11 protein-coding genes, 1 tRNA gene and 1 other RNA gene are annotated in these 11,771 nt (G+C 66.8%); 6 read left to right on the forward strand and 7 right to left on the reverse strand.

Annotation, left to right across the window (positions count from 1 at the left end; genetic code table 11):
* Positions 1-33 precede the first annotated feature (33 nt).
* The gene (thiC, locus tag KBY57_RS06705) at positions 34-1,422 is read left to right on the forward strand and encodes a phosphomethylpyrimidine synthase ThiC (protein ID WP_254995116.1); all 1,389 of its coding nucleotides are present in this window, start codon (positions 34-36) and stop codon (positions 1,420-1,422) included.
* 186 nt (positions 1,423-1,608) lie between these two features.
* On the opposite strand, the gene tkt is transcribed toward thiC, so the two are convergent.
* Genes tkt through acpP form a run of 3 tightly spaced genes read right to left on the reverse strand, consistent with a single transcriptional unit; the run spans position 1,609 to position 5,150 of the window.
* Entirely contained in the window at positions 1,609-3,615 is a 2,007-nt protein-coding gene (gene tkt / locus KBY57_RS06710; RefSeq protein WP_254995117.1) for a transketolase, read from the reverse strand.
* A 36-nt stretch (positions 3,616-3,651) separates the two neighbouring features.
* Positions 3,652-4,899: a beta-ketoacyl-ACP synthase II gene (gene fabF / locus KBY57_RS06715; protein ID WP_254995118.1), complete on the reverse strand. Its 1,248-nt coding sequence runs from the start codon at positions 4,897-4,899 to the stop codon at positions 3,652-3,654.
* Between the two features lie 8 nt (positions 4,900-4,907).
* Positions 4,908-5,150, reverse strand: a complete 243-nt coding sequence (acpP, locus tag KBY57_RS06720) for an acyl carrier protein (protein WP_094559056.1) — start codon at positions 5,148-5,150, stop codon at positions 4,908-4,910.
* A gap of 162 nt (positions 5,151-5,312) precedes the next feature.
* Between acpP and psaC the strand changes: the two genes are divergently transcribed.
* Complete coding sequence (gene psaC / locus KBY57_RS06725; RefSeq protein WP_006042515.1) at positions 5,313-5,558, forward strand: photosystem I iron-sulfur center protein PsaC; 246 nt, start codon at positions 5,313-5,315, stop codon at positions 5,556-5,558.
* 98 nt (positions 5,559-5,656) lie between these two features.
* A complete protein-coding gene (gene glmS, locus KBY57_RS06730) occupies positions 5,657-7,609 on the forward strand; it encodes a glutamine--fructose-6-phosphate transaminase (isomerizing) (protein ID WP_254995119.1) in 1,953 nt (650 codons plus the stop codon).
* Here glmS and KBY57_RS06735 read toward each other — a convergent pair.
* Together KBY57_RS06735 and rimM are read right to left on the reverse strand one after the other, a co-directional pair.
* Entirely contained in the window at positions 7,596-9,050 is a 1,455-nt protein-coding gene (locus KBY57_RS06735; protein ID WP_254995120.1) for a mannose-1-phosphate guanylyltransferase/mannose-6-phosphate isomerase, read from the reverse strand. The two genes, glmS and KBY57_RS06735, sit on opposite strands and share 14 nt — an antisense overlap.
* Before the next feature lie 169 nt (positions 9,051-9,219).
* Positions 9,220-9,792 carry a ribosome maturation factor RimM gene (rimM, locus tag KBY57_RS06740; protein ID WP_254995121.1) on the reverse strand — a complete coding sequence of 191 codons (573 nt, stop codon included), beginning with the start codon at positions 9,790-9,792 and terminating at the stop codon, positions 9,220-9,222.
* 62 nt (positions 9,793-9,854) lie between these two features.
* On the opposite strand from rimM, the gene KBY57_RS06745 reads away from it, so the two are divergent.
* The gene (locus KBY57_RS06745; protein ID WP_254995122.1) at positions 9,855-10,037 is read left to right on the forward strand and encodes an NAD(P)H dehydrogenase subunit NdhS; all 183 of its coding nucleotides are present in this window, start codon (positions 9,855-9,857) and stop codon (positions 10,035-10,037) included.
* On the opposite strand, the gene KBY57_RS06750 is transcribed toward KBY57_RS06745, so the two are convergent.
* Complete coding sequence (locus KBY57_RS06750) at positions 10,015-10,749, reverse strand: ribonuclease III family protein (RefSeq protein ID WP_254995123.1); 735 nt, start codon at positions 10,747-10,749, stop codon at positions 10,015-10,017. The two genes, KBY57_RS06745 and KBY57_RS06750, sit on opposite strands and share 23 nt — an antisense overlap.
* 29 nt (positions 10,750-10,778) lie before the next feature.
* Positions 10,779-11,198: RNase P RNA component class A (gene rnpB / locus KBY57_RS06755), an RNA gene on the reverse strand.
* Between the two features lie 44 nt (positions 11,199-11,242).
* Between rnpB and KBY57_RS06760 the strand changes: the two genes are divergently transcribed.
* Both KBY57_RS06760 and KBY57_RS06765 read left to right on the forward strand, forming a co-directional pair.
* Positions 11,243-11,316 (forward strand) — tRNA-Arg (locus tag KBY57_RS06760).
* 110 nt (positions 11,317-11,426) lie between these two features.
* Positions 11,427-11,759 (forward strand): hypothetical protein, encoded by a 333-nt coding sequence (locus KBY57_RS06765; protein WP_094559062.1) that lies wholly within the window; start codon positions 11,427-11,429, stop codon positions 11,757-11,759.
* Positions 11,760-11,771 lie beyond the last annotated feature (12 nt).

Below are 11,771 nucleotides of genomic sequence, written 5' to 3' on the forward strand. Positions count from 1 at the left end.
TTTGCGGTCCCCTGTTCTTCGCCACCGCCCATCATGCGCAGCGCCTGGATTGAGAAGCGTCGCGGCACCGCGAACTATTCCCAGATGCACTACGCCCGCCAGGGCGTGGTGACCGAAGAGATGGCCTATGTGGCCAAGCGGGAGAACCTGCCCGAATCGCTGGTGATGGAGGAGGTGGCGCGGGGCCGGATGATCATCCCGGCCAACATCAATCACACCAACCTGGAGCCGATGGCGATCGGCATCGCCAGCCGCTGCAAGGTGAACGCCAACATCGGTGCCTCCCCCAACGCCTCCGATCTCGATGAGGAGGTGGCCAAGCTGCGCCTGGCGGTGAAATACGGCGCCGACACGGTGATGGATCTCTCCACCGGCGGCGTCAACCTCGATGAGGTGCGCACGGCGATCATCAACGCGTCGCCGGTGCCCATCGGCACGGTGCCCGTGTATCAGGCGCTCGAGAGTGTGCATGGCTCCATCGAGAAGCTCGACGCCGACGACTTCCTGCACATCATTGAGAAGCACTGCCAGCAGGGGGTCGACTACCAGACGATCCACGCCGGTCTGCTGATTGAGCACCTGCCGTTGGTGAAGGGTCGCCTCACCGGCATCGTCAGCCGCGGCGGCGGGATCCTGGCTCAGTGGATGCTGTATCACCACAAACAGAACCCGCTGTTCACCCATTTCGATGACATCATCGAAATCTTCAAGCGCTACGACTGCAGCTTCTCCTTGGGTGATTCGCTGCGGCCGGGTTGCCAGCACGACGCCTCCGACGCCGCCCAGCTGGCCGAACTAAAAACCCTGGGCCAGCTCACCCGCCGCGCCTGGGAGCACGACATCCAGGTGATGGTGGAGGGTCCGGGGCACGTGCCGATGGATCAGATTGAGTTCAACGTCAAGAAGCAGATGGAGGAGTGCAGCGAGGCGCCCTTCTATGTGCTGGGCCCGCTGGTGACCGACATCGCCCCCGGTTACGACCACATCACCAGCGCCATCGGCGCCGCGATGGCCGGCTGGTATGGCACCGCGATGCTCTGCTATGTGACCCCCAAGGAGCACCTCGGCCTGCCCAACGCCGAAGATGTGCGCGAGGGCCTGATCGCCTACAAGATCGCTGCCCATGCAGCCGACATCGCCCGCCACCGCCCTGGTGCCCGCGACCGCGACGACGAACTCAGCCGCGCCCGCTACGCCTTCGACTGGAACAAGCAGTTCGATCTTTCGCTGGATCCCGAGCGGGCCCGCGAATATCACGACGAAACCCTGCCTGCCGACATCTACAAGCAGGCCGAGTTCTGCTCGATGTGCGGCCCCAAGCACTGCCCGATGCAAACCAAGATCACCGACGAGGATCTGGAAGGTCTGGAGCAGGTGCTGGCCGAGCAGAAGGCTGGCGAGCCAGCACCTGCGGCGGTCTGAGCTGTCAGTTGTTCAGCTTGGCAACCTTGAGAGCCCGGGGGGTTGCCCCCGGGTTTTTTTATTGGGTGTTCAGTTCATTTCGGCCCAGGCCAGATCAGCCCAGTTCAGACCTGCAGCTACAAAAAAGCCCCACCTTGCGGCGGGGCATGAAACGGGTGCGCAGCAGGATCAGGCCAGCCTGGCGAATCAGCCCAGGGCCTTGGCCTTGGCCACCACGTTGTCCACGGTGAAGCCGAACTTCTCGAGGCAGACGGGGCCGGGGGCGGAGGCGCCGAAGCGGTCGATCGAGACGGTGTCGCCGTCGAAGCCCACGTACTTGTGCCAGCCAAAGGAGCTGGAGGCTTCCACAACCAGACGCTTGCGGCAGGCGGCGGGCAGCACGCTCTCGCGGTAGGCGGCGTCCTGCTCTTCAAACAGGTCGACGCAGGGCATCGACACCACGCGCACGTTCTTGCCTTCGGCGCGCAGCTGGGCGGCGGCCTTGGTGCAGAGCTCCAGCTCGGTGCCGGTGCCGATCAGGATCAGATCGGGGCTGCCGTTGCTGTCTTCCAGGATGTAGCCGCCCTTGGCCACATGGGCTGCCGCCGAACCGGGTTGGTTGGCCATCGCCTGACGGCTGAGGGCCAGCACCGTGGGGCGCTTGCGGTTGGTGACGGCCACCTGGTAGGCGCCCATGGTTTCGTTGCCGTCGCCGGGGCGCATCACCAGCAGGTTGGGGATGGCGCGCAGGTTGGCGAGGGTTTCCACCGGCTGGTGGGTGGGGCCGTCTTCGCCCAGACCGATCGAGTCGTGGGTGAGCACGTAGATGCAGCCCAGCTCGCTCAGGGCCGAGAGGCGCATGGCACCAATCATGTAGCCGGCGAACACCAGGAAGGTGCCGCCGTAGGGAATCAGGCCGCTGCCGTGGTACGCGATGCCGTTCATGATCGCCGCCATGGCGTGCTCGCGCACACCGAAGTGCAGGTAGCGGTTGGCCTCACCACCCTTCTGGAAGCTGGCCTCGCCCTTGATGTCGGTGAGGTTGGAGTGGGTGAGGTCGGCGGAGCCGCCGATCAGCTCGGGCAGGTTGGGGCCGAAGGCATTCAGCGCGTTGTAGGAGTGCTGGCGCGTGGCCAGGCCCTTGTCCTCAGGGCTGAAGCTGGGCAGGGAGGCATCCCAGCCCTGGGGCAGTTCACCACGCAACTGGCGCTCAAATTCAGCCGCTTCGGCGGGGTATTGGCTGCGGTAGGAGGCCAGGGTGGCGTTCCAGGTGGCTTCGAGGGCTTCACCGCGGCTGATGGCCTGGCGCCAGTGGTCGTAAGCATCTTGCGGCACCTCAAATTCGCCGTAGCTCCAGTCGAGGGCCTTGCGGGTGAGTTCGGCTTCATCGGCGCCGAGGGCGGCACCGTGCACACCGGCGGTGTTGGCCTTGTTGGGGGAGCCGTAGCCGATGGTGGTGGTCACCTTGATCAGGCTGGGCTTGTCGGTCACGGCTTTGGCGGCCTCGATCGCCCGGGCGATGCCGGCCACGTCGGTGTTGCCATCCGCCACGTGCTGGACGTGCCAGCCGTAAGCCTCGTAGCGCTTCAGCACATCCTCGGTGAACGACACCGCGGTGTTGCCATCGATGGTGATGTGGTTGTCGTCGTAGAGGGCGATCAGCTTGCCCAGGCCCAGGTGGCCGGCCAGGGAGGCGGCCTCACCGCTCACGCCCTCCTGATGGCAGCCGTCGCCCATGATCACGTAGGTGTAGTGATCGACGAGTTCGCAGCCGGGTTTGTTGAACTTGGCGGCAAGGTGGGCTTCGGCGATCGCCAGACCCACGGCATTGGAGATGCCCTGGCCGAGGGGGCCGGTGGTGACCTCAACGCCGGCGGTCTCGAAGGTTTCGGGGTGACCGGGGGTGCGGCTGCCCCACTGGCGGAACTGCTTGATGTCGTCAAGGGTCACCGAGTCGTAGCCGGTGAGGTGCAGCAGCGCGTACAGCAGCATGCAGCCATGGCCGGCCGACAGCACAAAGCGGTCGCGGTTGAACCACTTGGGGTTCTTGGGGTTGTGCTTGAGCACCTTGTCCCACAGCGCGAATGCCATGGGTGCGCAGCCCATCGGCAGGCCGGGGTGGCCAGAGTTCGACTTGTTGATCGCGTCGATCGCCAGGAAGCGAATGCTGTTGACGCAGAGCGACTCGACGGACGTGGAGGGGGCGACGACCATGGCTTTGCAGGTGCGGGGTTTAGGGAGGGAGAAGGGTCACGCCATGCGGCGGAACGCCAGGCAGACGTTGTGACCGCCAAACCCGAAGGAATTGGAGAGCACCACGTTGAGGGTGTGTTCCCGGGCCTGGTTGGGAACCACATCCAGATCACAGGCCGGATCCGGATTTTGGTGGTTGATGGTAGGCGGCACCAGGTTGTGCTCCATCGCCAGCACAGCCGCTACCGCTTCGATGCCGCCGCTGCCTCCGAGGAGATGGCCGGTCATCGACTTGGTGGAGCTCACCGGAATCTGGTATGCGCGCTCGCCGAGGGCGCTCTTGATGGCCGAGGTCTCGTTGCTGTCGTTGGCCTGGGTGCTGGTGCCATGGGCGTTGACGTAGTCGACCGCTTCGGGCTCCAGTTGGGCATCCCGCAGGGCCAGGCGCATCGCCTCAGCACCACCAACGCCGCCAGGGGAGGGCGACGTGATGTGGTGGGCGTCGCAGGTCATGCCATAGCCCACCACTTCGGCCAGGATCGTGGCGCCGCGGGCCTGAGCGTGTTCGAGGCTCTCGAGCACCAGCACCCCGGCTCCTTCGCCGATCACAAAGCCGTTGCGCTCTGCGTCAAAGGGGCGGCTGGCTGTGGCGGGGTCATCGTTGCGGAACGACAGGGCCTTAGCGCTGGCAAATCCAGCCACACCCAGGGGAGTGATGGCCGACTCAGCCCCGCCGGCCACCATCACGTCGGCCAAGCCCAGCTGGATCAGGCGGTAGGCATCGCCAATGGCATTGGAGCCGGCGGCGCAGGCGGTGGCTACAGCGGTGCTCGGTCCCTTCGCCCCCAGGGCAATAGCCGTCAGGCCTGTGGCCATGTTCGGAATCATCATCGGCACGCAGAACGGGCTGACCCGATCCGGACCGCGATCGTTGAGCACCTGGGCCTGGGTTTCCATCATCAGCAGTCCGCCGACGCCGGAGCCGATGGCGGTGCCAACCCGATGTTGGTTGGAGGCGTCGATGGTGAGGCCAGCGTGGGCGACGGCCTGCTTGGCGGCCACCACCCCGAACTGGCAGAAGCGATCCCAGCGCTTGGATTCCTTGGGTTCCAGCCAGCCGGAGGGGTCGAAGTTTTTCACCTCGGCCGCAAACCGGCAGGCATGGCGACTGGCGTCAAACAGGGTGATCCCCGCTACGCCATTGCGCGCCGAACGCAACCCCTCCCAGTAAGTGGGAACGTCGTTGCCGATCGGTGTGATCGCGCCGAGACCGGTGACGACGACGCGCTGGAGACCCTGCACCATGGAGTGGCTCAGGCCTGCTTGTCCTGGATGAACTTGACGGCGTCACCCACGGTGGTGATGCCTTCGGCGGCTTCGTCTGGGATTTCGATGTCGAAGGCCTCTTCAAGGGCCATCACCAGCTCGACGGTGTCGAGGGAGTCAGCGCCGAGATCGTTTTGGAAGTTGGATTCGGGCTTCACATCCCCGGCATCCACGCTGAGCTGCTCGGCAACGATCGAGCGCACTTTCTCGAAGATCGCTTCCTGGGACATGGCCGCTGTGAGAGTCGACGCACTCTACGGGTCACCCTGCGGGTCGCCCCACGGCGTATGAACAAGGGTGACGGGCTGTCGCGGGCTCTGCTTAGGGCTCGAAAGCTTTGGGTACGTTGGCCTCACGCCGTTTGTTATCGGCCACCTCCCCATCGAGGCCCAATGTCCCACGCCGTCAAGATCTACGACACCTGCATCGGCTGCACCCAGTGCGTGCGCGCCTGCCCGCTCGACGTGCTCGAGATGGTGCCCTGGGACGGTTGCAAGGCCGGTCAGATCGCTTCGTCGCCCCGCACCGAAGACTGCGTGGGCTGCAAGCGCTGCGAAACCGCTTGCCCCACCGACTTCCTCAGCATCCGGGTGTACCTGGGCGACGAAACCAGCCGCTCGATGGGCCTCTCGTACTGAGTCCTGTCCCTCGGCGCCACTGCCAATAAGCTCAAGCCCGGCCCGTTGCCGGGCTTTTTTGTTGCGCCCCCTCTTGCGCCCCTCGCTGGCCCAGCCCTATGTGCGGCATCGTTGCCCTGATCGGATCGCGGGAGGCGGCTCCCCAGCTGCTGGAGGGCCTGCGCCAGCTCGAATACCGGGGCTACGACTCGGCCGGGATCGCCACGGTGGATGCCCAGGCGGATGCGGGGCCGGGCCGGCTGCACTGCCTCAAGGCCGAGGGCAAGTTGGTCAACCTCACGGCGCGATTCGAGGCCCAGGGCGCCCCTGGGCACTGCGGCATCGGCCACACCCGCTGGGCCACCCACGGCAAGCCGGAGGAGCGCAACGCCCATCCCCATCTCGATGGCAGCGGTCAGCTGGCGGTGGTGCAGAACGGCATCATTGAGAACTACCGCACCCTCCGCGAGGAGCTGCAGGCGGAAGGGGTGGTGTTCCGCTCCGAGACGGACACCGAGGTGATCCCCCACCTGCTGGCCCGTCAATTGGCGCGGCTGCAGGCGGGCGTGCAAGGCGGGCGGGCGCGGGTGGCCAGCGGCAGCCTGCTGCTGCAGGCGGTGCAGGAGGTGTTGCCCCTGCTGCACGGGGCCTATGCCTTGGCGGTGGTGTGGGCTGAGGCCCCCGGGGCCCTGGTGGTGGCCCGCAAGGCGGCGCCGTTGTTGATCGGCCTGGGAGAAGGTGAATTTCTCTGCGCCAGCGACACCCCGGCCCTGGCGGGCTTCACCCGCACGATTCTGCCGATGGAGGACGGCGAGGTGGCCCTGCTCACCCCCTTGGGCATCGAGCTCTACAACGCCGACGGGGAGCGGGTGCAGCGCAGCCCCAGCCTGCTAAGAGGCACCGAACACGTGGCGGACAAGCGCAGCTTCCGCCACTTCATGCTCAAGGAGATCCACGAGCAGCCCGAAACCGCGGCCCTGTGGGTGGCCCGCCACCTGCCGGAGGCTGTGGCCGGGCAGGCAACACCCCTGGTGGCCCTGCCGCTGGCGGCGGAGGTGTTGGAGGGGGTGGAGCGGATCCAGATCCTGGCCTGCGGCACCAGTCGCCATGCCGCCCAGGTGGGGGCCTACCTGCTGGAGCAGCTGGCCGGCATTCCCACCAGCGTCTTCTACGCCAGTGAATTCCGCTATGCGCCGCCGCCGTTAACGCCCCACACCCTCACGATCGGCGTCACCCAATCGGGTGAAACGGCCGACACGTTGGCGGCTCTGGCGATGGAGCAGGAGCGGCGCCAGCTGGTGGCCGATCCGGCTTTTGCGCCGCGACTGCTCGGGATCACCAACCGGCCGGAAAGCTCCCTGGCGCGGATGGTGGACCACATCCTCGATATCGGCGCCGGCATTGAGGTGGGCGTGGCGGCCACCAAGACGTTTCTGGGGCAGCTGCTGGCCTTCTACGGCCTGGCCCTGGCCTTTGCCGAACGGCGGGTGGACCAGCGCCAGGGGGGTGGCACGTCGGGCCGCAGCCGCGAGGAGCTCAAGGCCCTGGCGGCGGCGTTGCGGCAGCTGCCCCAGCAGCTCGAAGCCCTGGTGGCCGACCACGACCAGCGCTGCGCCGCCCTGGCCCACCGTTTTGAGGGCACCCAGGATGTGATCTTCCTGGGGCGGGGGATCAACTACCCGATCGCTCTGGAGGGGGCGCTCAAGCTCAAGGAGATCAGCTACATCCACGCCGAGGGCTACCCGGCCGGCGAGATGAAGCATGGCCCGATCGCCCTGCTCGACGCCAAGGTGCCGGTGGTGTCGATCGCGGTGCCGGGGTTGGTGTTCGACAAGGTGCTCAGCAACGCCCAGGAAGCCAAGGCTCGCGATGCCCAGCTGGTGGGCGTGGCGCCCGACTGCCCCGACGCGGAGCTGTTTGATGTGCTGCTGCCGGTGCCGGTGGTGGACGAGCTGCTCAGCCCGCTGCTGACGGTGATTCCGATGCAGTTGCTCAGTTATCACATCGCCGCCCACCGAGGTCTGGATGTGGATCAGCCCCGCAACCTGGCCAAGAGCGTCACGGTTGAGTAGCGGCGACAGCATCGCTGCGGCCGTAGCGGTCTTCAAAGCGAACGATGTCGTCTTCGCCCAGGTAGGGGCCGCTCTGCACCTCGATCAGTTCCACCGGGATCTTGCCGGGGTTGGAGAGGCGGTGGCGGCAGCCCAGGGGGATGTAGGTGCTCTGGTTTTCGCCCACCAGCTCCTGGCGGCCGTTCTTCTCCACGACCGCCGTTCCCTTCACCACGATCCAGTGCTCGGCGCGGTGGTGGTGCATCTGCAGCGACAGGCTCGCCCCCGGGTTAACCACGATCGTTTTCACCTGCCAGCGCTCGCCTTCGGTGATCCCGTCGTACGACCCCCATGGCCGGTAGATCTTTCGGTGGGCCTTGCTCTCTGGCGCGCCCTCCCGCTCCAGCAGCCCCACGATGCTTTTGATGTCCTGGGCCCTGTCGCGGTGGGCCACCAGCACCACATCGTCGGTTTCCACCACCACCAGGTCTTCCACCCCGAGGCCCACCACCAGGCGGTGCTCGCTGCGCAGGTAGCAATTGCGGGCGTCTTCGTGGATCACCCGGCCCCGCAGCACGTTGCCTTGCGCGTCGCGCTCCTTGGCCGTTTCCCACAGGGCGCTCCAGCTGCCCACGTCGCTCCAGCCGGCCTCCAGCGGCAGCACAGCGCCGCGGTCGGTGCGCTCCATCACGGCCACGTCGAGGGCCACGTTCGGGCAGCCGGCGAAGGCTTCCCGCTCCAGCCGCAGGAAATCGAGATCGGCACTGTCCTGCTCCAGGGCGGCGCGGCAGGCGCTCACCACCTCAGGAGCCAGGCTCTCCAGCTCCGCCAGGATGGCGCTGGCCTTAAACAAGAACATGCCGCTGTTCCAGGTGAAGCGGCCCGTGGCCAGAAACGCCTCGGCGGTGGCTCGATCCGGCTTCTCCACAAAGCGGGCGATCGGCACCGGTGCGCTGGCACCGGCCAACGACTGGGCGGCTTCGATGTAGCCGTAGCCCGTCTCCGGCGCGGTGGGCACGATCCCAAAGGTCACCAGTTGCCCCGCCTCGGCGGCTGCCGCGCCGGCGACAACCGTGGCGCGGAAGGCGGCCGCATCCCGGATCACATGGTCGGCCGCCAGCACCAGCAGCAGCGGATCGTCGCCCTGGGCCGTGGCCTGTAGGGCCGCCACCGCAACGGCCGGAGCGGTGTTGCGGCCGATCGGCTCCAGCAGGATGCCGGCGGGCTCCACGCCGATCTGGCGCATCTGCTCGGCCACGATGAAGCGGTGGTCCTCGTTGCAGATCAGCAGCGGCGGCGCCAGCCCTGGCAGGCCTTCCAGGCGCTGTTGGGTTTGCTGCAGGAGGGTTTCCTCACCACTCCCCGCCAGGGGCCAGTACTGCTTGGGGTAGCTGGCCCGCGAGAGCGGCCACAGCCGCGTGCCGGTGCCGCCGCACAGGATCACCGGTACAAGACTTGTCATCGCGCGGGGGTGGAAGCCAGGCCTAGGGCTATTTCAGCAGCCCAGGCGGCGCTTCGCCTGCAGAGGTGTTGGGCGAGGCCTCCTGAATTCTGTACAGCCTGTACAGAATTCAGGAGGTTCCCCAGAGGAGGGCTCAGGCCGGCGCGGCTCCGCCTTTCTCCGGGGCCGATCAGAGCTCCAGCAGCCCAGGTGGTGGGGTGATCCCAACCCAGCCTTCGCTGAGGTGCACTTCGGGCACGATTGCCTTCACAAACGGAATCAGGAACCGCCGCGGACCGCTCGGGCTGTCCTGCTCCACCTCCAGCAGGTCATTGCCGGCGTGGATCAGGTCGCAGACCCGTCCGATCACCTGCCCCGTTTCCAGCAGCCGCACCTCCGTGCCCACCAGATCGAGCACGTGGAATTCACCCCGGGCCAGCTTGGGCCGGTCGCTGGCGCGCACCAGCAGCTGCTCGCCCACCAGGGCTTCGGCCGCCTCGCGGCTGTCGACATCGGCCAGCCGCACCACAAACAGCCCCTTGCCCGGGAGCTGCCTGCCACCGCGCAGCTCGACTAGCCGCGGTGCTTCCTCGCGCCGCTGCAGCCAGCGTTGTCCGGCCCGGGTGAAGCGTTCGGGGAAATCGCTCAAGGGCAGGATCCGCAGTTCCCCCTTCAGGCCCTGGGCGGCCACGATCTTGCCCACCACCATGAGCTCGTCCTGGGGGGATTCGCCGGGACTGTCGGTGTCGCTCAGATCAGCCATGCCCGTCTGATTCCCTCACCGGTCCTTCTCCCCCGATAATGACCCCACGCCTCGCCTGAACCATGGCCGACCTGCTGCCGATCCTGCCGGGCTCCACCGTGGTGGTGCGCGACGGCCGCTCGATTTACAACGGCTACCGGGGCTTTGTGCAGCGCATCAGTGGCCAGCAGGCTGCCGTGCTGTTTGAAGGGGGCAACTGGGACAAGCTGGTCACCATGCCGATCAAGATTCTCGAGCAGGCTTGAGCACCGCCAGGGCTGCTCGGGCGGCTTCCTGTTCGGCGCTCCGCCGCGAGCGACCCCAGCCTTGATGATCACCGTTCTCCACGACTCCAGGGCCGCTGACCGTCACCGTGCAGCGAAAGCGGCGCGGGTCGGCATGGATCTGGCTGCATTCCTCGCAGCTGTAGTGGGGCAGCCCTAATCCAGCGCCCTGGGTCCATTCCTGCAGGGCTGACTTCCAGTTGTGGCGGTCTGGATCGGCCAGCAGTTCGGCGCTGCTGCGTTGCCAGTGGGGGGTGAGCCAGCGGTGCACCGGCTCCAGGCCGCCCTGCCCGGCACCCCAGGCCTCATAGAGGCCACCCAGCAGGGCTTCGCAGCACTCCGCCCGCACGGTGGCCTGTCCGGCCCGGTCGCCGCTGGCCATCGGGCCCAGGTGCAGCACGGCTTCGATGCCGCAGCACTCGCCCAGTTCGGCCAGCCAGCGGTCGCTCACCAGCTGGGCCCGCAGGGCCGAGCAGCGCCCCACACTCAAGCTCGGATAGTGCTTTTGCAAGAACTCTGCAGCCGTCAGGCGCAGCACGGCATCGCCCAGAAATTCCAGCCGCTCGTGGTTGACGGCCCGGCCTGCGGACGTGTGGGTCAGGGCCTCCTCAATGGGGGCCAGATCGCGATCGCCTGGCTCCAGGTCTAATGACCGAAGGAAGGCAACCAATTGCTGGTGGCGTTCGGGTCCCACGGCTGGAGCGAATCGTTGCGTAGAGAAAAGGGTGAAAGCAGGACGTAAGCCGGGTTCTGTTCTCCCGCCGCAAGCCCGGAGGCCAGGGGCGGGGGGTGATCATCTGTCTGGGACCGCCGTTACCGGCGGCCTCGAGCGGCGCACTTGAAGCGGGACGGGTGTCATGGCCAACCGTTGTCCCTGGGCCTTGCTCCCAGCCGGGGTTTACCGAGCCAGCACCTCTCGATGCTGCTGGTGCGCTCTTACCGCACCCTTGCACCCTTGCCTGATCAGGGGGCAAGCCCCCTGCCATCGGCGGTGTGTTTCTGTGGCACTGTCCTCACGGTCACCCGCACTGGGCGTTACCCAGCAAGCCTGGCCATTGGGGAGCCCGGACTTTCCTCAACCAGGCGCAGCGACTCCTCCGCAGAGGGGCCTCGGCCCTGATCGCGATCACCTCGCCTGCTTTCACATCCCATAATGCCGCTGCGGGCGTCTTGCGGGATGGCCGCGGGGGGCTGTAGCTCAGCCGGATAGAGCGACGGTTTCCTAAACCGTAGGTCGTGGGTTCGAGTCCCGCCAGCCCCGCTTCTGGTCCCAGCCGGTGCGCTTTCTGCGTTGCTGGTAGTGAGCGCTACCGGTGGTGGTCTACCCATTTCGGCCACCGGGGCTAGCGTGGTTCCAGTCGTCTGACCGCGATGACCCAGCTTCACGATCTGCGTCTGCGGCTGCTGGTGCAGCAGGAGAGCGAGCGCATCGCTGACAGCCAGCCCGATGAGCTCGACCTTTCGGTGGTGCAGGCCCGCTGCCTCTGCTGGCTGGCCCTGCTGGCGGAAGCCCATGAAGAGCAGGCCACCGACGCCGAGCGTCGCGGCGACACCGAGCAGGCCATGGGCTGGTTTGCCGATTCGATGCGCCTGCGCGATGTGATCCATGTGGTCACCTCGATCGAGATCCCCCTGCCGGCCGCCAGCGGCGAGATCGACGAGTTGGGCGACGACCAGCGCGACCCAGGCCCCCTGGCGGCGTGAGTGCCATGATGG

The sequence above is a fragment of the Cyanobium sp. Aljojuca 7D2 genome (assembly GCF_024346415.1).
Taxonomy (GTDB): domain Bacteria; phylum Cyanobacteriota; class Cyanobacteriia; order PCC-6307; family Cyanobiaceae; genus Cyanobium_A.

Coding starts and splice junctions, on each gene's coding strand:
- acpP (WP_094559056.1), bottom strand. CDS start 5,150: ATGTCCCAGGAAGCGATCTTCGAGAAAGTGCGCTCGATCGTTGCCGAG.
- tkt (WP_254995117.1), bottom strand. CDS start 3,615: ATGGTCGTCGCCCCCTCCACGTCCGTCGAGTCGCTCTGCGTCAACAGC.
- psaC (WP_006042515.1), top strand. CDS start 5,313: ATGTCCCACGCCGTCAAGATCTACGACACCTGCATCGGCTGCACCCAG.
- rimM (WP_254995121.1), bottom strand. CDS start 9,792: ATGGCTGATCTGAGCGACACCGACAGTCCCGGCGAATCCCCCCAGGAC.
- glmS (WP_254995119.1), top strand. CDS start 5,657: ATGTGCGGCATCGTTGCCCTGATCGGATCGCGGGAGGCGGCTCCCCAG.
- fabF (WP_254995118.1), bottom strand. CDS start 4,899: ATGGTGCAGGGTCTCCAGCGCGTCGTCGTCACCGGTCTCGGCGCGATC.
- KBY57_RS06765 (WP_094559062.1), top strand. CDS start 11,427: ATGACCCAGCTTCACGATCTGCGTCTGCGGCTGCTGGTGCAGCAGGAG.
- thiC (WP_254995116.1), top strand. CDS start 34: ATGCGCAGCGCCTGGATTGAGAAGCGTCGCGGCACCGCGAACTATTCC.
- KBY57_RS06735 (WP_254995120.1), bottom strand. CDS start 9,050: ATGACAAGTCTTGTACCGGTGATCCTGTGCGGCGGCACCGGCACGCGG.
- KBY57_RS06745 (WP_254995122.1), top strand. CDS start 9,855: ATGGCCGACCTGCTGCCGATCCTGCCGGGCTCCACCGTGGTGGTGCGC.